Origin of the sequence: Vagococcus penaei (genome assembly GCF_001998885.1) — a bacterium.
GTDB lineage: Bacteria > Bacillota > Bacilli > Lactobacillales > Vagococcaceae > Vagococcus > Vagococcus penaei.
This window is the reverse complement of sequence record NZ_CP019609.1, coordinates 1,566,766-1,587,845: the sequence shown is the minus strand read 5'-3', so window position 1 is coordinate 1,587,845 and position 21,080 is coordinate 1,566,766. Positions and strand designations below refer to the sequence as shown.

Below are 21,080 nucleotides of genomic sequence, written 5' to 3'. Positions count from 1 at the left end.
CACATCCTTCTCATCTTGTATAAACAAAAAGAACCATACTTGGTTCTTTTACATAATAGTTTTGTTAATCCACCAATTAGTCAACTGTTTGGAAATAATTGGTGTATGTTCAACAATAACTCGTGCTAATTGACTTTTTTGAAACATTGATTGAATAAAAGGTACTGGTACCATTGATATCATCGTCAAAAAAATCGCTAAACCTATAACAACTACTCCAGCATTAACAATGCCACCAGCTAGATCATTGCCTTGTTTGATTATAGGAATAAATGTTAAGCGATAGAAAAACATCGCAATAAACTTTGTAATTCCCCAGCCAATAATTAGAATTAACACAAAAGCAACCGCGGGATAAAATGCTTTATCCATGTCAAAAACTAAGTTCTTATCAAAAAAAACAAGTTTGGTGTCATTTGTTGGTGCAGGATAAGGAATTAATAAATCTATTTTTTGTCCTAATGCTAAATAGTTCTGCTTAGCGACAATAAACGATATTAAATAGCCCACAGAATAGACAACTTGTAGATACAATCCACGTTGGTAACCTGCATAAAATCCAGTTCCAATAAAAATTAAAATTAATACTGTTAACATAGCCTCAACCTTACTTTTGGTTATTTTTTATACTGATTATGTAATTTTTTATGATTATTCTTTTGTATTTTTTCTTTTACTTGTTGATTTAGTAATTTTTGGACCTCTATTTGATGGAGCATCTCTTCTTTACTAAATTCGCGCTGTTCTTCTAAAATCTTTTTTCGCATATTTTTTTCATTTTTTTTCAATTCATCTAAACGTTGTTCCAAATCAGCCGTTTTAGCTACTTCTGTTTCCAACTGACCAATCGTCTTTTTTAAATCTAAAATTTGTTCCTGTAATTTAACTTGTACTGATAATGTATTCATGGCTAAGAGTATTGCTGCTTGCTCATCAGTAATTGCTGGTGCTTGTTGTTTAATTGTTGTTAACTGCTCGTTAGCTAATTCACTCACCATGTCCATATAAGCATGTGATTGATTACCAATAATTGTATAACTTTTACCAGCAATAGTTGCTTTATATCGAATGTTTTCCTCCGTCATAATCATCCATGTCCTCCTTACTTACTAAAATGCGGACAAATCCACCCTAATTATATCGGACTTTTGGATAATTGACAATTTATCTCTGAGATTATCCGTCATATTTGCTATACTATAATTAAATTAAGATAAAGGAAGACATTATATGACACAAGCTATTACGCTCAAACTAACAGAACCAACCATTAAAAAAATGACTAATCATTACCAAAAAGCATTAGTTAAAGCGCCACCTTACTCTATTTTTTCTGCTAAATTACCGGGTGTAACAATCACAGCTTACCAGTCTGGAAAAGTACTCTTTCAAGGTAATCATGCCGAACAAGAAGCCAGTCAATGGGGCGATGTTACCGAAAAAAAAGGACCGCAAAAAGCACAAGAGAAAACAACTAATCAAACAACACTACCCGCTAATTTTTCTAACTGGCCAGTTATTGGTAGTGATGAAGTTGGTAACGGTAGCTATTTAGGGCCAGTTGTCGTGTGTGCAACTTACGTGACCCCAGAACAAATGCCCTTACTAAAAGAGCTAGGTGTAAAAGATTCAAAGATGCTGACAGATAAATTGATTCGCCAAATTGCTGAAGAGATTAAGCTTGTCGTTCCTTATCAAGAATTGATTGTAACGCCAGAAAAATATAATCACATTCAACCTGACTATAATGTCAATCGAATGAAAGTTGCTTTACACAATCAAGCGATCTCTCTACTATTGAAAAAAATTCATCCCACAACACCACAAGGGATTCTAATTGACCAGTTTACTACTGAAAAAAATTATCGCAAGTATTTAGCTTTAGAAAAAAATGCTGTCACGTCACCATTATATTTTCAAACAAAAGGAGAACAGTACCATTTAGCTGTCGCTGCTGCCTCAATTATTTGTCGCGCAACTTTTTTAAATGAATTAGACCGTGCAAGCCAAGAACTAGGTCTAGTCGTACCTTCTGGAGCGGGTCCTAAATCCGACCAAGCTGCAGCCCGAATTCTAAAAAAAGGCGGACTATCCTTACTCACCCGTCATGCTAAACTTCATTTTGCCAATACTGAAAAAGCCAAAAAAATTGCGTATCGCTAATAATTAATTAGGTACCTTTTGCACTTTCACATAAAAATAGGCTAGCACAATTACGTGCTAGCCTATTTTTATTAAATTTTTTTATAAAAACTAAACATACCTTAGTTTGCCAGCTAACGTGTGTACATGAGTGAGGCAATGATATAAAGAATCCAAATATGTGCGGGATAAAAGATATAAAAGAATGACCGCATACCACGACCTTTTTGTCCGTTGTATAACATAATTGGAATTAACGCAAAAATTAACATCCATTGAATATTCATTGTAAATGCTAATCCTGGTGCCCGTAGTAAGTAAAAAAGGCTGGCCGCAACAATAATTAGATATTGTCGCACCCGGTAATCTTTAGCTAAATACATCAGTGGAATGATATAAATCAAAATGGTATTTTCAGTCATTACTAATGATGGGACAAAACGTAAAAAGTTAATCAATAAAAAATTACCAGTTGATAAACTCCATAAAAATAATAATGATGAAATTAGCGGCCCAATTAAACTAGCCAGTCCAATCCATAAATGTTTCTGTTGTTTCGTTTGTTTAAACGTACGGAATTCATCAATCGCATACATCGCTAACGCTCCAATTAACAAATCGGCAAAAATATTATTTTGGAGTGCTACTTCTGGAAAACTAAAAAAGTGTTCTACAATGCTTGTCCCAATAATCATTGCCCAAAAACCATATAATAATCGTGACAGATATTTCTTTTTATTTCGTGTATGGCTAAATCCTTCTACACTAATGAAGAAGAATAATGTCGCAACTGGGCGCCCAAACCAATCAACCCAGTTAGGTACACCAGCCCATGAAAACATTTGATGGATATGATCGATAAACATCAGAATAATACCAATAATTTTCAAATCAAATGTTGTCAAACGCTTATAACTACTATTCATTCTAATTTCTCCTTTATTCGTTACTAAGATAAATTAACTACCGATAGTTGGTCTATCTTGGATAATAAATATAAATAATTACCAGAGAAATAACAAAGATAATACCTCCAATAATAGCAGATGGTACAGTGATACCACCCCATGCTTGTTTATTGGAAATGGCTCTAAAACGGAAAACTAATCCTGATAATGCTAAAAAGAAAACGCCTGTAAACATCAATACGATACCTACTGTCATATATCTCACCTCTTCATTATAAATTAAGTCATTATGCCACAAGATAAACTTTTGACATAATATTGTCCATTATAAAGCTAATTATATCAGAATTCCAACAAAAAATCGTTATTATTTAATAAAAACATCATTTTATGGCTTCCATGAAAGATAAAAAACCTCAACATTGTCATCAGACTTATGTTGAAGTAGGTAAAGACCTATCTTTCTTTTCTTACATTTACCTATAGAATAAATCGTTCACAGATAAATGTAAAAATAGCTAAGACAACTGCTCCTTTAAAAAAAGCCATCCAAAAAACTAAGCTTGGAGCGACAATAAGCCAAGTCAATAATAGTCCGATTAATATCAATTGATGAACTAACCGAAGTTTTCTAATCAGAAACCAATAAAAGAAATCATCGCCAGGACTTTTAGACTTCTGGTATTCAATATATATAGCTCTCATTATTGTCTCTCCTTTTTTAAATGATAATAAAATTATAAAATAAAAATTTAAATTAATCTATTTTTAATTTTTAAACCTTATATAAAAAAATAAACGGGTTAAGTCTAATAAAGACTTAACCCGTTTATTTTACTCTTCGCCTTCTTCTTCAAATGCGTTAAAGACTTCTTCAATCATGTTCCATTCTTCTTCAGTTTCAACTTCCATTAAATGACCTTCGTCATCACCTTCAACTTGTTCATAAGCATAAGCTAATAATTCAACTTCTTCGCCTTCAGGTGTGCTAGCATCATATAACAAGACGTAATCTTTACCAAATTGTTCTTGTCCGTCAATTGTTAAGTGAATACGGAATAAGACTTCATTCCCTTCATCATCTACTAAAGTAATTAAATCATCTTGGTCATGTTCGTGATCATGATCGTGGTTATGTTCATGTGTCATAGTGCATCCTCTTTTCTTTTTATAGATTCTTAATCTAATGTCATTATACAATACTCGCTTGGAAAATACACTACTGCTTTTGGTCTAAGTAGTTTTGTAAAATCATAACTGCTGCGACTTTATCAATAACTTTTTTACGTTTAGCACGTGAGGTGTTAGCTTGCTCAACCAACATACGTTCGGCTTGAACCGTTGTTAAACGTTCATCTTGATACACAACAGGTAAATTAAATCGTTCAATTAACATCTCACCGTACGCCATTGAAGCCTCAGCACGTGGACCAATTGAGTTATTCATATTTTTAGGTAGTCCTACAACAAATTCAACTACCTGATATTCTTTAACTAATTCTGCTACACGATCTAAACCAAATTCACCATTGTCTTCATTAATTCTAATGATTTCAATCCCTTGAGCAGTCCAACCCATAGGATCACTCACTGCAACTCCGACAGTTCGCGAACCAACATCTAATCCCATTTTTCTCATAGTGAATCGATACCATTTTGGTTAAGATAATTTTTAACCAATTCTTCCATAATTTCATCGCGTTCATGACGGCGAATTAAATTTCTTGCATCTTGATAGCGTGGGATATAAGCAGGGTCACCTGATAACAAATATCCAACGATTTGATTAATTGGGTTATACCCTTTTTCCTTTAACGCATGGTAAACAATCGCTAGGGTTTCACTAACCTCTTTTTTGTTTTCACTAAAATCAAAACGTACTGTTTCATCTGTAAAACTCATGACACTCGCCTCCTATTTCTCTCTTAAGCTTACCACTATTTTACAAGAAAGTCGTCCAAACAACAATCAATATCCTAATTGTTTTTTGTCATTAAACTACCGACCAATCACAAATTCACGTCCTGTGATTTCATCAGCTGGTAACTCTAAAATTCCCTTCTTAGTCGGAGCATCGGGTAGATGTAATTCTTTCGCAGAACAAATCATCCCAAAGCTTGCTTCACCACGTAATTCTCCTGGCCAAATGATTAAACCATCAGGCATCATCGCTCCAACTTTGGCTACAACTACTTTTTGACCTTGTTCAATGTTAGGTGCACCACAAACAATTTGTAACACGTCTCCATTATCTACTTCTGTTTCCGTGATGCTTAAATGATCAGAATCTGGGTGGGGTACACAACTTTTAACAAAACCAACAACAAATTTTGGTGACTGGTCAATCACTAACTCATCAGTAAATCCGACTTTTTTAATAAGCGTTTGCAAATTAAGTACTTGACCGTCTGTTAAATGAATTTGCCCATTACCAGTTAAATCTGGTAACATTTTTGATGCTTCAAAAATATTCCATCCCAATATCTCACCAGTAGCTGCATCAGTAATTTTAACCACTTGCTCTTTGCGTTCTGTTTTAATGTCTTTTCCTTCACCATTTGCCATAACGATGAGCAAAACATCACCGACAGCATCTAAATTATAACTAATAATCATTTCTATATTTCCTTTCATTTTTGCATAAAGAAGTTGGGGCAAGAGTTGGACTCTTGTCCCGACTTCTAATCATTATTTATTTCTATAAATAACTTGATTTATTCTTCTGGACGTACAACTAGTACATCACATGGCGCTGTCCGAATAATATGATCACTAACACTACCCATCACTAATCGTTCGACAGCATTTAGACCTGACTGACCTACCATAATCAAATCTGTGTGATATTTTTCCGGTAACTCTTTGGACATTAAGGTTTTAGGTGAGCCAAATTCTAACACAGTTTCAACATTATCATAACCTAAATTCTTTGCCAATTCTTGATAGTCATTTAATAATTCTTTGGCTTGATTTGTTTCATCCTGTACTATTTCAGGTGTAAAAGTTGAAAATGACATATTTCCGCTATACATTCTGTTTTCTAAGACGTGAGCAACAACCACTTTCGCGTTGTTACGTTGTGCGACTGCAATTGCTTTTTCAAATGCCAATTTAGCTTGCTCGCTACCATCCGTACCTACTAATATTGATTGATATTCTTGTGATTCCATGTTACTACCCCTCTCAAAATGGTTTATAGTGATTCAATAAATGTCATAATTTCATTTTTTGTTTTACGGTCTTTACTAACAAAACGACCTAATTCCTTACCATTGTCTAATACGACAAAACTTGGAATACCAAAGATATTCCATTCTTGGCATACTTCAATAAATTCATCACGATCAACTTGAACAAATTGATAGTCAGGAAAAGCTGTCTCAATTTCTGGCATACTCGGTTTGATGTAGACACAATCTCCACACCAATCTGCCGTAAAAAACAAAATATTTTTTCCAGTCTCAACATACGTTGCTAGTTCTTCATAACTTTTAGGTATAATCACCAAATACGCCTACTTTCCGTAAATAATCTCGTCAACAGCCGCTTTATCTAAAGTTGTAATCAATTTAATTACCATAGCTTTTGCTGCTTCATAGTCTTTCACACTAAACATTGTTTGATGTGTATGAATATAACGACCAGGAACCCCAATCACTGCACTCGGCACACCATTATTGGCTAAATGAGCAGCTCCAGCATCTGTTCCACCTTTAGATACAAAATATTGGTAAGGAATCTCATTAGCTTCAGCTGTTTCTAAAATATACTCGCGCATCCGTTTCAACATAATCATTCCTGGATCAAAAATACGCAACAAGAAACCACCGTCTAATCGACCATTAGCATCCTTCTTACCATCGATATCATCAGCTGGTGAACAATCTACTGCAAAAAACAAATCTGGCTTAAACTTAGTAGTGGACACTTTCGCTCCACGTAAACCAACTTCTTCTTGAACATTTGCACCTGCAATTAAAGTATTAGGTAAGTCTTGGTTTTTTAGTGTTTCTAATACATCTAGTACTAATGTACAACCATAGCGATTGTCCCAAGCTTTACTAATAATTCGTTTACCATTGGCGGTTTGAATAGTTTCAACATCAGGAACAACAGTATCCCCTGGACATAAGCCAAAACTTTTAGCTTCTTCTTTTGATTCAAAACCAGCATCAAATAAAATATCAGAAACATCTAACGATTTTTGACCAGTTGTTCCACGTAATAAATGCGGCGGTACAGATGAAGAGACTGCTGGAAAATCACCTTTTTTTGTTTGAACAGTAAAACGTTGCGCAGAAACAACATATGGATTCCAACCACCTAAAGGAACGACACGAAAAAGACCATTATCCATAATTTGAGAGACCATGAAACCTACTTCATCCATGTGTGATGCTAACATAATCCGGGGGGCGTCCTCTACCTTACTTTTTTTGATCCCAAACACACCACCAAGTCCATCGTATTCAATTTTATCAACTAATGGTGCCATTTCTTTCGCCATTAGTTGACGCATATTATCCTCATTACCACTCACACTTTGACACTCGGTTAATTGCTTGATTCGTTGAAATAATTTATCATCCATGTTTTATCCCACTAACAATTAGTAGGTACACCTCACTTTCTACTCATTTATTATAACATAGTTTTTTATTGAGTTAGAATACTTCTCCTTAAGTAATTTATCCTTACATACCAAAAACTACCATTACTTTTTACTGTCTATTTCAAGCATTTATGCTACAATAAACGTAAATCTATTACCTAAGGAGGTAAACTACATGGGTCATAATCAAAAAAATGCTAAAGATTTTTATTCAAAAGGTCTTTCAACTGGTGTAGGAATTGGATTAACAATTGGTATGATTAGTGGAGCAATCGCAACTTATTTTTACAAAAAAAATAAAACGTTGTCAGCGGATGACATCTTAGAAATTGTCAAAACAGCCTTTTTACAAGAGGGACCAATCGAAGGCTCTTGGATTCACTTTAAAAAAGAACCATCTCAAAAATTTGCTATTAAAACAAAAGTTTATACTGGTGGTATTTCACGAATTGAAGATGGTGAATTAGTACAATATGAATTTGTTGCTGATGCTTATACCGGCTCAATTATTGACATTTACCGACTATAATAGCCAACAATTTTTTAAACACATGACTAGTATGATATAGTTATGTGTTTTTTTATAACCTCCGTTTAAACTCAAATCGGCTTATCTCTTATTGCAAACGTTTTCTTTTGTGATAAAATGAACTTATAATAAAAGGAGGTTTTATCATGGCAATTGAAGTCTACAAAGCTGAAACGTATTCAACAGAAGGGTTACAAGTTGTTTGTCGAGCAAGACAATTTGAAATGGTACTCGATGAACCGAAAAATATTGGAGGAACAGATGCAGGTATGACACCTGTTGAAGCCTTATTATGTTCACTTGGTGCCTGTAAAGTCATTGTTGCTCGTGCCTTTTCAAAAAGTCATAAAATCCACTTAAAAGATATTCGGGTTGAATTAGAAGGCGAATTGGATACTGATGGATTCATGGGAAAGAATTCTGAAGCTAAAATCGGCTTCTCCAAAATCACCTCACACTTCTTTATCGATGCAGATAATACCGAAGATGAAATTATCGCATTTGTTGAGTTTATTAATGCTACATGCCCTGTCCATGATACGATGTCTATTAGTCCAAAATTTGATACAAAAGTCAACATTATCTAATGAATCAATAAAGCCAACACAATACCTCATTTATACTATTTACATTTCTTTAACGATAGTTTACGTGTTTTATTATTTTGTTTCTCTAAGAAAGCCACCCTTTAAATTAATAAAACGTCAGCTAGTCTAAAATTAAAATAGTTGCGTAAGTCACAAAAAAGCACAACATAGTTGTTGTGCTCAGACTGTAGACAAAGTATCAAAAATTTGATACTTTGTCTTTTTTTCTTGGTAAAATAGAGAAAAGGAGTTGCTTCCATGCTAAAAAAACAAGATATGAGCAAACGTAATCAAATTGGTTTTTATTCTCTAGAAGATTTAGTTCCCAAGGAACATCTATTAAGAGATATTGATAAATATGTAGATTTTAATTTTATTTATAAGTTAGTTGAAGATAAATACGATGAATCAAATGGCCGCCCTAGTATAGATCCGGTTCTATTAATTAAACTTCCGTTGATTCAGTATCTTTATGGTATAAAAAGTATGAGACAAACTATTAAAGATGTTGAGGTTAACATGGCTTATCGCTGGTTTTTAGGTTTGGATATCGAAGATGCTGTTCCTCACTTCTCAACCTTTGGCAAAAATTATTCTAGAAGATTTCGTGGTACAGATATCTTTGAACAAATATTTTACGGCATATTAGAACAGTGTATTGAAGCTGAATTAGTGGATACTTCTGAAGTATTTATTGATGGTACTCATATAAAAGCACATGCAAATAATAAAAAATATGAAAGTAACGAAGTTACTGAAGAAACTCTTTTTTATGTGGAATCACTACAAAAAGAAGTTGAAATAGATAGAGAAAAAAGATTAAAAAAGCCCTTAAAAAGAAGAGAGGAAAGTGAAAATCAGGTAAAACATAAAAAAATTAGTAAAACAGATGATGAGAGTGGTTGGTTCCATAAAGGAGAGCATAAACAGGTTTTTGCTTATGCTGCACAAGTAGCATGTGACAAGAATGGTTGGGTTTTAGGATATACAACTCATCCTGGTAATCAACATGATAGTCGGACATTCATCGATATCTATAATAAATTACAAAGTCACTTTACCTTAGATAAATTAGTAATGGACGCTGGATACAAAACACCTGGTATAGCCCATTTATTATTTCAAAATAATTTAACACCTATTTTTCCATATAAAAGACCTATGACCAAAAAAGGATTTTATAAAAAACATGATTATGTTTACGATGAATACTACGATCAATATATCTGCCCTAATGTGAAAATTTTAAGCTATACAACAACTAACAGAGACGGATATCGTGAATACAAAAGTAATACGTCTGATTGTAGTCAATGCCCTTTGATTGCCTATTGTACTGAGTCAAAAGAAAAGAGGAAATTAATTCAACGACATTTATGGGAAAATGATATGGAACGTTGTGAAGACATACGTCATTCCCTTGGAATGAAAGCTATATATAATAATCGAAAACAAACAATTGAGCGATTATTTGGAACGGCAAAAGAATTTCATGGCTTACGTTACACTAATTTAATTGGGAAAGAAAAAATGCACATGAAAATTGGGCTCACTTTCGCATGCCTTAACATTAAAAAATTAGCAAAAATGCTTAAATTAAGAGACCTGAAGGGCTCTATTTTTTTATCTATTTTGGGAATTTTATCAAAAATAATGATAAGATACAAAAAAACAAACCAATTACCCTTTATGAGCAACTGGTTTGTCTTCAATCTGAGCACAACATAGTTGTTGTGCTTTTTTCTATCTAAAATATAAAACTAATATCACACTTTATCAGTAAATCGAGCTTCTAAACGATAAATAGGATGTCCTTTTCCAGAAAATTTTTCTTCGTATTCTGTCATGACATTACCTTCTAAACCAGTCTCATGTAAATCAAGCCAAACTTGATTTAAAACCATACCATATTGCGACAAGCTTGCTAAAGAATACTCGAATAATCCACGATTATCTGTTTTAAAATGTAATTCCGCACCAGGTTTAGCAATTTTTTCATAAGTTGCTAAGAACGTCTTATACGTTAATCGACGTTTAATATGACGTGTTTTAGGCCATGGATCTGAAAAGTTTAAATATACTTGATCGACTTCACCGTCTGCAAAATACTCAGTTAAATCAGCCCCATCAACTAATAGTAACTGCAGATTTGGTAATTTTTCGACTAACTGCTTTTCTAAAATTGAAATGATTGCATTAGTCTGTAATTCAATTCCAATATAGTTTATTGTTGGATTTGCTTTGGCCATTCCAACAATAAACTGCCCTTTACCACTTCCAACTTCAATATGAATAGGTTGTTTCTTCTCAAAACGTTCATCCCAGCGACCTTTCCAGTCACTTGCATCTGTCAAAATGTACTGTGGATTGTTAGCAATTGTTTCTTTTGCCCCTGGTTTATTTCTTAATCTCACGATATATCCTCCTAAAAAAAGACCTTTGATTGATTAGTCAAAGGACTTTAAATTAATTCTATTTTTTCTAATAATGCGACATAATTTTTAAAAGATTCTTGATCTTTCGTTAGATAACTTCGCTTAATCTGCAATAATAAATTGATTGCTGCATACCATTTTACACGTTCTATTAAATTCTCATTCGGTGTTTCACCATAACGTTCGAGCCAACTAGCCCACTCAGAAATCGGTAAATAACAACCTAAAATAGCACCAAAATCAAGTGCTGGATCAGAAAGAATTGAATAATCCCAATCAACTAAAAACACTGTACCATCTTCTGATTGGACCCAATTTTTATGCATGACATCTCCATGACAAGCCACATAATACTTTGAATGATAGGTCGGCAGATGATCTTCTAAATAACGAAATACTCGTACTAAAAACTCATCCGTCTTTAACGCCTCAGGCAAATCTTCGACATAATCTCTTAAGAAGTCAAAAGCGGATTTCTCGTGACCACCCATACGTTGCAACATCGAACGCAATGATTCAGAATGATGCAGATGATTTAAAATCCGAATCACTTCATCATTTTCCACCATATCAATCATTGATAACTGTTGACCATTTAACCACTCTTGTGCCGTCACGATGTCGCCATTACCCGTTCGCTTCGTCCATAATAATTTAGGTGTCAAACCTTCTCGCGATAATGCTGCTAAAAACGGTGTTGAATTCCGTTTTAGAAAAACCTCTTCACCATCTCTTATTCCTTTATAAGCTTTACCGGTGTCTCCTTTTAGCGGTTGGAGATTCCAGTTATTATCAAATTTAAATATCACAATATTTTCTCCCCAATTTAACTTAGTCCAACTTCCGCATCAAAGTGATTCCTAAAAGAATTTAAAATCAGACAATTAGTATATCATATATTGTTGATTGTTTCTTTTAAAATGAAACTTTCTGCATTTTTTTTAATCTATAAGGAATATATAACCAACTTAATACAAGACATTCTATCAGCAAGCCCCCAATAATCATCAGTGCAGTTAACTTATCGGGTAACACAAAGAATATAATCAAAGCAAAAACGATAAGAACGACACTTAAAACTCTAGTAATTAAAGCACGAACAGCTTTGACTTTTTGTTCAGATGGCAATGGGTAAAGTTTTGCCATCAACATGTAGTCAAACTCTCCTAAAAGTGGGACTAGCTGAAAACCAATTAAATATAAAAATAAAGCTGCTATTAGTAAACTAATCCATGATGTGGAGCTAAATCCAATAATCACACAACCAATAATCATTAGACGTAACACTAAACCACTATATTCCGTTCCTCTAATGAATACTCGTGCATATAAATAGCGATAGGTATTCGCCTGATTTTTGGGAATAGTAGCTAATAACTTATCTAAATAAGGGCGTCGTTTCACGTCACTTGTTAATCCAGGAACATCGGTAAACAAATTAATAAACGTATAAACTTGCTTCATTCGTTGTTTTTCTAATGAACAACCTTTTGACCATTCTAACGTTCCAGTTGTTAGTCTATTTTTTGTAAGAACATAATTTAATAAACTAAAGATTGCAGCAATGACTAACCCTATAAAAGGCTGAATGTATAAGCCACTACCAATTGCCATTATTGCAACTACACACCAAAGCAGTCGTTCTTTTGTCCAAGAATTAGCCGTATCTTGATATAAAAATTGTAGCCTTAGCTGTAAATCACTAAATTTCAATAACCATAACGTAAGTAAGTACATACCATAGATAATGGGTGTCATCTGGATACCCGTTGCTAAAAGCACTGGCATTGTCACACCACTCATTAGTATAAGTAAGACAAAAGGAATCACCAATGAATGCGTAAGAGCTTTATTTAAGTAATGACTCATTTGACGCTCTTTTGGTAATAAGAAAACTTGATCTGCTTCATGTAATAACGTCGCTAATTTACCGATAAATAGACTAGCAAACCACATAAAGCCAACAAGAGGTTTAACCCACATTAATTGGTTGATAGTCAAACTTTTGACTAATTCAGAATAATACAAACCAAAGCCACCTATACCAAACATTAAAATTAAAATAAAATGATCGTTAAAGATGTATTTCATGTATTTTAACATTTTAGTTTGGTGCCGACTGACACGCAAACGGTAAAAATCTGACATTCATTATCCCTCCTCTTCTTTAGTTAGAGAAAGATAAATATCATCCAAAGACGAGTCAGGTAATTGAAACTCAGTTCTCAAGTCGGTCATGGAACCATCTGCTCGAACTTCACCATCATGAAGAACGACAAAACGATCACAGTATTTTTCGGCAGTCGCTAGAATATGCGTTGACATTAAAATTGCTGCACCATTTTTTTTCATTTCTTCCATTAATTCTAACAACGCATTAATAGCTAATGGATCTAAACCTAAGAAAGGTTCATCAATAATATAAAGACTCGGTTGTGTTAAAAAGGCACACAAGACCATTACTTTTTGTTTCATCCCCTTTGAGAAATGCACAGGAAACCACTCAAGCTTTTTCTCCAATCGAAATATTCGCAGTAATTTTTCGGCACGTTTAAATGCCTCATCAACTGGAATATCATAGGCCATTGCCGTCACTTCAATATGCTCGCGCAAAGTTAATTCTTCATATAAAACTGGTGTTTCCGGAATGTAGCCAATTTTCTTGCGATAGACCTCAGGATTCGCTGACAACGTATCACCATCAATTGAAATTTGACCCTTTTGTGCTGTCAACAATCCAATAATGTGTTTAATCGTAGTACTTTTCCCAGCCCCATTTAGACCAATTAAACCAACCATCTCACCCGAAGACACATCAAATGAAATATCTTTCAGCACAGGGACATGTCCATAGCCACCTGTCACATGCTCAATTTTCAAACTCATATCTTTCCCTCCGCTAATCCATCTATATAATAGTAGTCTAATTATAACATAATTTCGGTCAATTCCTTTAGATAACAAAATGGATATTTCTTTTCATTTTAATTAATTTTTATGGTAAGGTAAAGGAAAGAAGTTTACTTAAATTATTAGGAGGTATTTTATATGTCTGACTGTATTTTTTGCAACATCGTTAACCGGGAAATACCTAGTTATACTGTGTACGAAGATGAGGACGTTTATGCATTTTTAGATATTACCCAAACAACTAAAGGTCACACGCTTGTGATTCCTAAAAAACATGTTGCGGATATTTTTGCTTATGATGAAGAGTTATCACAAAAAGTCTTCTCAAGAATCCCAAAAATTGCGCGTGCACTAGAACTCGCCTTTCCTGATATGAAGGGACTCAACGTAATTAACAATAATAAAGAACTAGCTTATCAGACAGTCTTCCACTCACATTTCCATTTAATCCCTAGATATGATGAGTCTGATGGATTTAAATTAACCTTTACAAATCATGCTGATGACTACTCACCTAACGATATGCAAGAAATTGCTGATTTAATTAAAAGGAACGTGACTCTATGACATCAAAAAAATTTTCAACTCAGAAATTTTTAAAAGGCTTATTAATTGGAGGAGTATTAGGTGGTAGCACAGGCTTGCTTTTAGCTCCTCGTTCGGGAAAAAAACTCCGTCAAGAAGTTGATACAACGTCACGGAATTTAACTCAGGATTTATTCCAAATCAAACAAGATGCAAAAAACGTGTCACATCAAGTACAACGCGTCTTAACTTTAGTGAACACTATGATCCCTAAAGCCATTGAAGAAACAGAAAAAGATGTGGCTCGTTTTCAATTTAAAGCCAATCCACGTTTGGATGACATCAAACAACAAATAACTAAAATCACTACAGAACTAGATGACTTTCAAAAAACCTTGAAATAATCAGACAGTTTGCTTTTAATCGTACATAAAAGACGATTATATGAAGTTTTATTGAAATTAGTTATCTTAACATTTTTTTTGTATAAATAGTATGTTATAGTTATTATCGTGATTGATTACAATGAATATAATTAAAAATCAATAGAATTAGGAGCGTATGAATTAAATGAAAAAAACATCAATTAAATTAGTTGCAGCAACTGCATTAGGCTTAATCACTTTAGCTGGGTGCTCTGGTGGCGGCAAAGACATCGTAACAATGAAGGGTGGTAAAATTACTCAAGATGAATTTTACACTCAATTAACAAAAGATGAGCAGTCTAAACAAGTTTTAACAGGAATGATTTTTAACAAAATTGCCCTAGAAAACTATGGTAAAGATGTTAGTAAAGAAGCGATTGACAAAGAATATTCAGCTGCTGAAAAACAATATGGCGGGCAAAAAGTCTTTGAAGAAACGTTAAAACAATATAACTTAGACACAAAACAATTTAAAGAAAATATCAAGTCTAATCTTGCTCAAAAAGCGATGATGGAAGCACATGTTAAAATTACTGATGCAGACTTAGAAGAAGCTTGGAAAACATATCATCCAGATGTTGAAGCTCAAATTATCATGGTTGATAAGCAAGATACTGCTGATTCAATTTTAAAAGATGTTAAAGATAATGGCGACTTTGCTAAAATTGCGAAAGAAAAATCTCAGGATACTACTACTAAAGAAGATGGTGGTAAAGTAACGTTTAACTCAACTGCAACAACTAAACCTGAAAATGTCATGATTCCTCAAAACGTTAAAGAAGCTGCTTATAAATTAGAAGATGGCCAAGTATCTGATGTCATCAAAGCTCAAAACCAAATGACTGGTGCAGAAAGCTATTACATTGTCAAAATGGATAAAAACCAGAAAAAAGGCAATGACTACAAACCATTTGAAAAACAATTAAAAGAAGTTGTGAAACAAAATAAATTAGCTGATCCTGCTTTCCAACAAAAAGTTTTAGGCGATGAATTAAACAAAGCCAATGTTAAAATTAAAGATAATCAGTTTAAAGATATCTTAACTCCTTACTTACCGAAAAAAGAAGATACAAAACAATCTGACGCATCTAAAGATAGTCAAGCAACTGAATCATCTAAAGAAGCTTCAACTGATTCTTCTAAATAACGAAACTAAAAAACCAAGTCGATTTATCTTATCAATAAATCAACTTGGTTTTTTGTTTTCTTCTGACTAATGTAACTCTGGATACAATAGCTCTAAAATAGACATTGTTAAACGTCGGCTAGTTCCTTCATAAGGATACACGTGCATATGCATCATTGGATTAAAATTAGCTTCAATAATGCCATAGTCAGCGTGATTGGTGGCTGCTTTTTGATAATCTGGAATAATTAAATCCATTCCGCAAATAACTGCCCCCATTGCTTTTGTCGCTTCTTCAGCAATTTTTTTGTAACTAACGTGCATACTATCTGTCACATCAATTGAGTCGCCACCCGTACTAACATTAGAGTTCTCTCTTAAATAAACGACTTGTTTAGGCTCAGGGATACTATCAAACGTCAATTGTTGCTCTTCCAACATGAGAGCTTCAATTGTTCCAAGCTCAATTTGTTCAAGTGGCGAACGATGATTGGTTCCTCTTAAGCTGTCTTGATTTTTTAGTGCCACTAACTCACGTATCGTATGTTGCCCGTCCCCTGTTACATTAGCAGGGACGCGTAACAATACCGCTAGAGTTTTACCATCCACAACAAAGAAGCGATATTCAGTTCCTGATAAAAATTCTTCAACCAATACATCAGTATCTTCAGCAAAAGCAATCTCTAAACCTTGACGATAAGCCTCTCTTGTCGCGCCTTCTTTAAAAATTGAAATACCCAGTCCAAAATTTGTTGATTTTGGCTTAATGACAATTCCTTTATCGATAAACTGTGCATAATCCTCCATAGCTGACTCAATCGTTTTATAGTCCGACCCTAAAGGAACGCGGAAACCTGCTTTCGCTAACACTTTTTTAGTCACGATTTTATTTTCCATCATTAATGGTACAACATAGTTATCTTTACTCGTCATATTACCATTTTTAACGTATTCAACATGTCCTTTATGCGATAATTTTAAAAATTGGTCTTGCTCATCAAGAACTTCTAGACCAATACCTTTTTGCAAGACATCAAACATAAACAATTGTGTTGATAGCTCCATATGACGGTAGCCTGCTAGCTGATAAGGATGGGTTGTTGCTTCTTGATAGAAATCATTCGCTAGCATTGTTCCAAACTCACCGTTTGTGATACCACGCTCGGTTAAGTAAGATACAATTCGACCTGCTAAAGTCAACTCAGGATGAGCAAGTTGTTCAGCAGCTGTTTGAACCATATCGACATAATAATCAGACATTTCTAATGCTGACGCCATCTTAGCCATCTCAGATAGCAACCATTCACCTTCATCTAATAATTCTGTCTTTTCTAAAGGATGTTCTAATGATACATGATCATTATATTGTGTTCCTTGGCTAATAATCTCATCTGAGATATTTTCTTCTGGTAACCATAACATCAACATAACGAATAAATGGATAAAATCAAGACTCCAATTTGTAATACCATATTTAGCCCAAGGATCAAGATCAATATTACGTAATTCAATGTAGCGAATACCTGACTCTAATAAATCATCCAAATCATTGCCACCACGTAACCGAACAGACGAATAAAATTCTTTTGCTTCGATCAATGCACCCGTATCAACTAAGCGTTCGATGTCATTCACATAAGTATCTAAAGAATTATAGGACACATGAATTTCAGGACGATTAGTGTAGCCATACTGACTATTACGAATACTCCGAACGGGTTGTTTTGGCTCTTCATCCGTGAAGTAACCAGATTCTGCGAACGGTGATGCTCCAATCAAGTAGGTTAATAACCAGCGATAACGTAAGTATTGACGAGAGACTTTTAAATAGATAGCCGTTGACAACTCTGCCATAGATTTAAATTCAGTCTGTTGCTCGAACAATTCCTCTAACATTTCTTTAGGGAATTCAAAGTTATAGTGAATCCCACTAACCATTTGCTTACGTTTACCATAAACTTTGGCTAAGTAACGACGATAATTAACGTCTCCTTGATTAGTTAATTTAGCAATCTTAATACCACAATCACACTCTGGTAAAACAGGTGGCATACTTAAAGGCCACAAGCGTTCCTCTTGTTCCATTGAGCGAATTGATACATCGTGCAATGCACCTAAAAAATTCATAATTTCTGTTGTTGTATCAAAAACAGGTGTGATAAGTTCCATTTGCGTTTCACTAAAATCGGTTTGAATGTAAGGATGATAATCACGGCTACCTAATATACTTGGATGATTCGTTTGAGCCAAATCACCACTTGGCGTTACTCGTTGACTTTCTTTTTCCAAACCAATTCGCATTTTTTTAAAGAGCGCTTTTAGTTTAGTCTGCGTTAATTTTTTTTGTAAGTCTTTCATATATTTGAGTTCCTTTACTATAAAGTCTTTTTCACGTGACTATTATAACATTGACGTTTACCATTCTCTATTTATCTGTTTTTACTTTATATTACTACTTAACTATCTGACATTAAACGGTGATAGACATCAATAAATTCACCAACTAAATCAACATATGACATGGCTGTCATTAGGTGGTCTTGACTATGTACAAGAAGCAAAGTAACTTCCGTTTGCTCACCACTCGCTTCTTTTGTTAGCATCTCTGTTTGATGATTATGAGCTGTTTTAATGGCATCTTTGGCTAATTTAAACTTTCGATTTGCTTCCTCAAACTGACCTTTTTTTGCTTCTGCTAAAGCCTCATGGGCTTCACTTTTTGCTTTACCTGAATGAATGATTAAACCCATTATTGCTTTTAATTGCTCTTGTTCCATGATATTCCCTCCTAATAATCAACTATCTTTAAATTTAGTATACAGTACTTTTAATCGAATGACTCACCCTTTTGTCTTAAAATAAAGTAGGCAACATATCCTCTATTAGGTTATGCTGCCTACTTTATTATTTTACGCGACTTTCTTTCTCAATAATCCTAACATAAATGCACTAACAAATGCACCAATGATAACAAATAGTAAATACATAATTGGGTGACTAACTAACATAATAACAAAAATCCCACCATGTGGCGCCATTAATTTAATACCCATGCCACCGACTAAGGCACCTGTTACAACAGATCCAGCTACGAAACTTGGAATCATTCTTAATGGGTCAGATGCAGCAAATGGAATTGCCCCTTCAGTAATAAATGAGAATCCCATAATTAAGTTTGTGACACCAGCTTCTTGTTCTTTTTGTGTAAACTTATTTTTAAATAAGAAACTAGCAATTGCAATTGCTAACGGTGGAACCATCCCACCAGCCATAACAGCAGCCATGACTACACTACCACCAGTCGCAACTGAAGCTGCTAAGGTACCAGTTCCAAATACATAAGCCGCTTTATTAATTGGACCACCTAAGTCGATTGCCATCATACCAGCCAATAATGCTCCTAATAGTGCAGCATTCGCACCTGATAATGACATTAAGAAATTATTTAAACCTGTATTAATCGCACTCATTGGAATATTAACTAATAACATTAAAAATCCGGTAATTAATAAACCAAATACTGGGTAGAATAAAATTGTTTTAATCCCATCTAAAGATTTAGGCAATTTTGCTAAAACTTTTTTCAAGAAGACAATAACATATCCTGCTAAGAAACCACCAACTAATGCCCCTAAGAAACCAGAAGAAGTTGGTTGATCCAAGTTATTCAAAGCAATCCCTGTTGATGCCATGGCACCCGCAGCAAAACCAACAATCAATCCTGGTCTATCGGCAATACTGGATGCAATATAACCAGCTAAAACCGGTAACATGAAATTAAACGCAGTACCACCAATAGCTTTGAAATAAGCAGCTGCTTGATGATAAGACCCTAAATTAGCTAACTGATCTTTCGGTACTCCCATTGTTTGGTCAATTAAGAATGCTAAAGCAATCGCAATCCCACCACCAATAACAAACGGTAACATATGACTAACACCATTCATTAAATGTTTATAAATTTGTGATCCTACACTACCCTTACTTGACTCACCAGATTCCTCTGAGTCATCAGCACCGTTACTATGATAAATTGGCGCTTTACCACCAGTAGCTAAATTAAGTAATTCCTCTGTTTTCTTAATTCCATCACTCACTGGACGGTTCACTAAATGTTTCCCATCAAAACGTGCCATTTCAACATTTTTATCAGCTGCCACAATAACACCTGCTGCACGAGAAATATCTTCAGCTGTCAGACGATGTTTTACCCCATCAGAACCATTAGTTTCAACTTTAATGTCGATACCCATTTCAGCCGCTTTATTTTTCAACGCATCTTCAGCCATGTAAGTATGTGCAATCCCCGTTGGACAAGCGGTAACTGCCACAACATAAGGTTTATCTGATGGTTCACCAGCTTTTTCTTTTGCTTCTTGTTCTTCTTTAACCGCTTCAGCAGCTTCTTTTGCTTCATATTCCTTTTCCGCTGCATCAAATAATTCAATCACTTGATCAGCTGTTTCAACCTCTTTTAACGCTTGAATCAATATCGGATTTAGTAATAAACGAGAGAGACTCGCCAACGCTTGTAAATGTGTATCGTTCGCACCTTCTGGAGCAGCGATCATGAAAAAGAGAAATGTTGGTTGACCATCTAATGATTCATAGTCCACCCCTTTTGGACTTTTAGCAAATAAAACTGTTGCTTGTTTAACTGCTTTATTTTTAGAGTGCGGCATCGCAATACCATCACCTAGTCCAGTTGAAGTTTGGGCTTCACGTGCTAAAATTCCTGCTTCAAATTCTTCTTTACTTGTAATCCGACCTGATTCGTACAACTTAGTGACCATCTCGTCAATGGCAACTTTTTTGTCTGTTGCTTGTAAATCAAGAATCATACAATTAGTTGATAATAAATCAATAATTTTCATCTTTGAC

At 34.3% G+C, this 21,080-nt stretch carries 26 protein-coding genes; 7 read left to right on the top strand and 19 right to left on the bottom strand.

Features of this window, described 5'->3' with window-relative positions; translation table 11 throughout:
• Window positions 1-48 precede the first annotated feature (48 nt).
• The gene (locus tag BW732_RS07590) at window positions 49-597 is read right to left on the bottom strand and encodes a CvpA family protein (RefSeq protein ID WP_077276184.1); all 549 of its coding nucleotides are present in this window, start codon (window positions 595-597) and stop codon (window positions 49-51) included.
• A 20-nt stretch (window positions 598-617) separates the two neighbouring features.
• On the bottom strand, window positions 618-1,091 hold the full coding sequence (gene zapA, locus BW732_RS07585) for a cell division protein ZapA (protein WP_077276183.1): 474 nt from the start codon (window positions 1,089-1,091) through the stop codon (window positions 618-620).
• A 139-nt stretch (window positions 1,092-1,230) separates the two neighbouring features.
• On the opposite strand from zapA, the gene rnhC reads away from it, so the two are divergent.
• Window positions 1,231-2,163, top strand: a complete 933-nt coding sequence (gene rnhC, locus BW732_RS07580; protein WP_077276182.1) for a ribonuclease HIII — start codon at window positions 1,231-1,233, stop codon at window positions 2,161-2,163.
• A gap of 113 nt (window positions 2,164-2,276) precedes the next feature.
• Here the strand turns inward: rnhC and BW732_RS07575 are convergent, their stop codons facing one another.
• From BW732_RS07575 to pepA, 10 genes are all read right to left on the bottom strand, one after another.
• Entirely contained in the window at window positions 2,277-3,068 is a 792-nt protein-coding gene (locus tag BW732_RS07575; RefSeq protein ID WP_077276181.1) for a TraX family protein, read from the bottom strand.
• A 52-nt stretch (window positions 3,069-3,120) separates the two neighbouring features.
• Window positions 3,121-3,306 (bottom strand): hypothetical protein, encoded by a 186-nt coding sequence (locus tag BW732_RS07570; protein WP_077276180.1) that lies wholly within the window; start codon window positions 3,304-3,306, stop codon window positions 3,121-3,123.
• A gap of 224 nt (window positions 3,307-3,530) precedes the next feature.
• Window positions 3,531-3,755: a hypothetical protein gene (locus BW732_RS07565; RefSeq protein WP_077276179.1), complete on the bottom strand. Its 225-nt coding sequence runs from the start codon at window positions 3,753-3,755 to the stop codon at window positions 3,531-3,533.
• Between the two features lie 129 nt (window positions 3,756-3,884).
• Window positions 3,885-4,199 carry a DUF1292 domain-containing protein gene (locus BW732_RS07560; RefSeq protein ID WP_077276178.1) on the bottom strand — a complete coding sequence of 105 codons (315 nt, stop codon included), beginning with the start codon at window positions 4,197-4,199 and terminating at the stop codon, window positions 3,885-3,887.
• A gap of 70 nt (window positions 4,200-4,269) precedes the next feature.
• Window positions 4,270-4,689: a Holliday junction resolvase RuvX gene (ruvX, locus tag BW732_RS07555; protein ID WP_077276177.1), complete on the bottom strand. Its 420-nt coding sequence runs from the start codon at window positions 4,687-4,689 to the stop codon at window positions 4,270-4,272.
• Entirely contained in the window at window positions 4,686-4,952 is a 267-nt protein-coding gene (locus BW732_RS07550; RefSeq protein ID WP_077276176.1) for an IreB family regulatory phosphoprotein, read from the bottom strand. Before BW732_RS07550 ends, ruvX begins: the two co-directional genes overlap by 4 nt.
• A gap of 96 nt (window positions 4,953-5,048) precedes the next feature.
• Window positions 5,049-5,666 carry a YtpR family tRNA-binding protein gene (ytpR, locus tag BW732_RS07545; RefSeq protein ID WP_077276175.1) on the bottom strand — a complete coding sequence of 206 codons (618 nt, stop codon included), beginning with the start codon at window positions 5,664-5,666 and terminating at the stop codon, window positions 5,049-5,051.
• Between the two features lie 98 nt (window positions 5,667-5,764).
• Window positions 5,765-6,220 carry a universal stress protein gene (locus BW732_RS07540; RefSeq protein ID WP_077276174.1) on the bottom strand — a complete coding sequence of 152 codons (456 nt, stop codon included), beginning with the start codon at window positions 6,218-6,220 and terminating at the stop codon, window positions 5,765-5,767.
• A gap of 23 nt (window positions 6,221-6,243) precedes the next feature.
• Window positions 6,244-6,555: a thioredoxin family protein gene (locus BW732_RS07535; RefSeq protein WP_077276173.1), complete on the bottom strand. Its 312-nt coding sequence runs from the start codon at window positions 6,553-6,555 to the stop codon at window positions 6,244-6,246.
• A 9-nt stretch (window positions 6,556-6,564) separates the two neighbouring features.
• The gene (gene pepA, locus BW732_RS07530) at window positions 6,565-7,641 is read right to left on the bottom strand and encodes a glutamyl aminopeptidase (RefSeq protein WP_077276172.1); all 1,077 of its coding nucleotides are present in this window, start codon (window positions 7,639-7,641) and stop codon (window positions 6,565-6,567) included.
• A gap of 196 nt (window positions 7,642-7,837) precedes the next feature.
• Between pepA and BW732_RS07525 the strand changes: the two genes are divergently transcribed.
• The 3 genes from BW732_RS07525 to BW732_RS07515 all read left to right on the top strand — a co-directional run bounded on the left by BW732_RS07525 (window position 7,838) and on the right by BW732_RS07515 (window position 10,506).
• Entirely contained in the window at window positions 7,838-8,191 is a 354-nt protein-coding gene (locus BW732_RS07525; protein ID WP_077276171.1) for a PepSY domain-containing protein, read from the top strand.
• Between the two features lie 146 nt (window positions 8,192-8,337).
• Complete coding sequence (locus BW732_RS07520; protein WP_077276170.1) at window positions 8,338-8,778, top strand: OsmC family protein; 441 nt, start codon at window positions 8,338-8,340, stop codon at window positions 8,776-8,778.
• 258 nt (window positions 8,779-9,036) lie between these two features.
• Window positions 9,037-10,506 carry an IS1182 family transposase gene (locus BW732_RS07515; RefSeq protein WP_077276169.1) on the top strand — a complete coding sequence of 490 codons (1,470 nt, stop codon included), beginning with the start codon at window positions 9,037-9,039 and terminating at the stop codon, window positions 10,504-10,506.
• Between the two features lie 38 nt (window positions 10,507-10,544).
• On the opposite strand, the gene trmB is transcribed toward BW732_RS07515, so the two are convergent.
• The 4 genes from trmB to BW732_RS07495 all read right to left on the bottom strand — a co-directional run bounded on the left by trmB (window position 10,545) and on the right by BW732_RS07495 (window position 14,099).
• Window positions 10,545-11,192, bottom strand: coding sequence for a tRNA (guanosine(46)-N7)-methyltransferase TrmB (gene trmB / locus BW732_RS07510; RefSeq protein WP_077276168.1), 648 nt, complete (start codon window positions 11,190-11,192; stop codon window positions 10,545-10,547).
• A gap of 47 nt (window positions 11,193-11,239) precedes the next feature.
• The gene (locus tag BW732_RS07505) at window positions 11,240-12,022 is read right to left on the bottom strand and encodes a phosphotransferase family protein (protein ID WP_161485536.1); all 783 of its coding nucleotides are present in this window, start codon (window positions 12,020-12,022) and stop codon (window positions 11,240-11,242) included.
• 106 nt (window positions 12,023-12,128) lie between these two features.
• Window positions 12,129-13,361 carry an ABC transporter permease gene (locus BW732_RS07500; protein WP_077276166.1) on the bottom strand — a complete coding sequence of 411 codons (1,233 nt, stop codon included), beginning with the start codon at window positions 13,359-13,361 and terminating at the stop codon, window positions 12,129-12,131.
• Window positions 13,362-13,364: 3 nt separating this feature from the next.
• On the bottom strand, window positions 13,365-14,099 hold the full coding sequence (locus BW732_RS07495; protein ID WP_077276165.1) for an ABC transporter ATP-binding protein: 735 nt from the start codon (window positions 14,097-14,099) through the stop codon (window positions 13,365-13,367).
• Between the two features lie 162 nt (window positions 14,100-14,261).
• Here BW732_RS07495 and BW732_RS07490 point away from each other — a divergent pair, with 162 nt between their 5' ends.
• The 3 genes from BW732_RS07490 to BW732_RS07480 all read left to right on the top strand — a co-directional run bounded on the left by BW732_RS07490 (window position 14,262) and on the right by BW732_RS07480 (window position 16,220).
• Entirely contained in the window at window positions 14,262-14,690 is a 429-nt protein-coding gene (locus tag BW732_RS07490) for an HIT family protein (RefSeq protein ID WP_077276164.1), read from the top strand.
• Window positions 14,687-15,052, top strand: a complete 366-nt coding sequence (locus tag BW732_RS07485) for a YtxH domain-containing protein (RefSeq protein ID WP_077276163.1) — start codon at window positions 14,687-14,689, stop codon at window positions 15,050-15,052. Before BW732_RS07490 ends, BW732_RS07485 begins: the two co-directional genes overlap by 4 nt.
• 166 nt (window positions 15,053-15,218) lie before the next feature.
• Complete coding sequence (locus BW732_RS07480; RefSeq protein WP_077276162.1) at window positions 15,219-16,220, top strand: peptidylprolyl isomerase; 1,002 nt, start codon at window positions 15,219-15,221, stop codon at window positions 16,218-16,220.
• A 66-nt stretch (window positions 16,221-16,286) separates the two neighbouring features.
• Here the strand turns inward: BW732_RS07480 and gshAB are convergent, their stop codons facing one another.
• The 3 genes from gshAB to BW732_RS07465 form a co-directional block, all read right to left on the bottom strand.
• A complete protein-coding gene (gene gshAB, locus BW732_RS07475) occupies window positions 16,287-18,557 on the bottom strand; it encodes a bifunctional glutamate--cysteine ligase GshA/glutathione synthetase GshB (protein WP_077276161.1) in 2,271 nt (756 codons plus the stop codon).
• A gap of 98 nt (window positions 18,558-18,655) precedes the next feature.
• Window positions 18,656-18,976: a PTS lactose/cellobiose transporter subunit IIA gene (locus BW732_RS07470; protein ID WP_077276160.1), complete on the bottom strand. Its 321-nt coding sequence runs from the start codon at window positions 18,974-18,976 to the stop codon at window positions 18,656-18,658.
• Between the two features lie 132 nt (window positions 18,977-19,108).
• A complete protein-coding gene (locus BW732_RS07465; RefSeq protein ID WP_077276159.1) occupies window positions 19,109-21,073 on the bottom strand; it encodes a PTS fructose transporter subunit IIABC in 1,965 nt (654 codons plus the stop codon).
• Window positions 21,074-21,080 lie beyond the last annotated feature (7 nt).

Bases quoted from the DNA above. Each gene is read 5' to 3' on its own strand.
- BW732_RS07565 (WP_077276179.1), bottom strand. From the start codon at position 3,755: ATGAGAGCTATATATATTGAATACCAGAAGTCTAAAAGTCCTGGCGAT.
- BW732_RS07490 (WP_077276164.1), top strand. From the start codon at position 14,262: ATGTCTGACTGTATTTTTTGCAACATCGTTAACCGGGAAATACCTAGT.
- BW732_RS07525 (WP_077276171.1), top strand. From the start codon at position 7,838: ATGGGTCATAATCAAAAAAATGCTAAAGATTTTTATTCAAAAGGTCTT.
- BW732_RS07590 (WP_077276184.1), bottom strand. From the start codon at position 597: ATGTTAACAGTATTAATTTTAATTTTTATTGGAACTGGATTTTATGCA.
- BW732_RS07480 (WP_077276162.1), top strand. From the start codon at position 15,219: ATGAAAAAAACATCAATTAAATTAGTTGCAGCAACTGCATTAGGCTTA.
- BW732_RS07570 (WP_077276180.1), bottom strand. From the start codon at position 3,306: ATGACAGTAGGTATCGTATTGATGTTTACAGGCGTTTTCTTTTTAGCA.
- BW732_RS07540 (WP_077276174.1), bottom strand. From the start codon at position 6,220: ATGGAATCACAAGAATATCAATCAATATTAGTAGGTACGGATGGTAGC.
- ruvX (WP_077276177.1), bottom strand. From the start codon at position 4,689: ATGAGAAAAATGGGATTAGATGTTGGTTCGCGAACTGTCGGAGTTGCA.
- zapA (WP_077276183.1), bottom strand. From the start codon at position 1,091: ATGATTATGACGGAGGAAAACATTCGATATAAAGCAACTATTGCTGGT.
- BW732_RS07485 (WP_077276163.1), top strand. From the start codon at position 14,687: ATGACATCAAAAAAATTTTCAACTCAGAAATTTTTAAAAGGCTTATTA.
- rnhC (WP_077276182.1), top strand. From the start codon at position 1,231: ATGACACAAGCTATTACGCTCAAACTAACAGAACCAACCATTAAAAAA.
- BW732_RS07495 (WP_077276165.1), bottom strand. From the start codon at position 14,099: ATGAGTTTGAAAATTGAGCATGTGACAGGTGGCTATGGACATGTCCCT.
- pepA (WP_077276172.1), bottom strand. From the start codon at position 7,641: ATGGATGATAAATTATTTCAACGAATCAAGCAATTAACCGAGTGTCAA.
- BW732_RS07550 (WP_077276176.1), bottom strand. From the start codon at position 4,952: ATGAGTTTTACAGATGAAACAGTACGTTTTGATTTTAGTGAAAACAAA.
- BW732_RS07465 (WP_077276159.1), bottom strand. From the start codon at position 21,073: ATGAAAATTATTGATTTATTATCAACTAATTGTATGATTCTTGATTTA.
- gshAB (WP_077276161.1), bottom strand. From the start codon at position 18,557: ATGAAAGACTTACAAAAAAAATTAACGCAGACTAAACTAAAAGCGCTC.
- ytpR (WP_077276175.1), bottom strand. From the start codon at position 5,666: ATGATTATTAGTTATAATTTAGATGCTGTCGGTGATGTTTTGCTCATC.
- BW732_RS07470 (WP_077276160.1), bottom strand. From the start codon at position 18,976: ATGGAACAAGAGCAATTAAAAGCAATAATGGGTTTAATCATTCATTCA.
- BW732_RS07515 (WP_077276169.1), top strand. From the start codon at position 9,037: ATGCTAAAAAAACAAGATATGAGCAAACGTAATCAAATTGGTTTTTAT.
- BW732_RS07520 (WP_077276170.1), top strand. From the start codon at position 8,338: ATGGCAATTGAAGTCTACAAAGCTGAAACGTATTCAACAGAAGGGTTA.
- BW732_RS07575 (WP_077276181.1), bottom strand. From the start codon at position 3,068: ATGAATAGTAGTTATAAGCGTTTGACAACATTTGATTTGAAAATTATT.
- BW732_RS07500 (WP_077276166.1), bottom strand. From the start codon at position 13,361: ATGTCAGATTTTTACCGTTTGCGTGTCAGTCGGCACCAAACTAAAATG.
- BW732_RS07560 (WP_077276178.1), bottom strand. From the start codon at position 4,199: ATGACACATGAACATAACCACGATCATGATCACGAACATGACCAAGAT.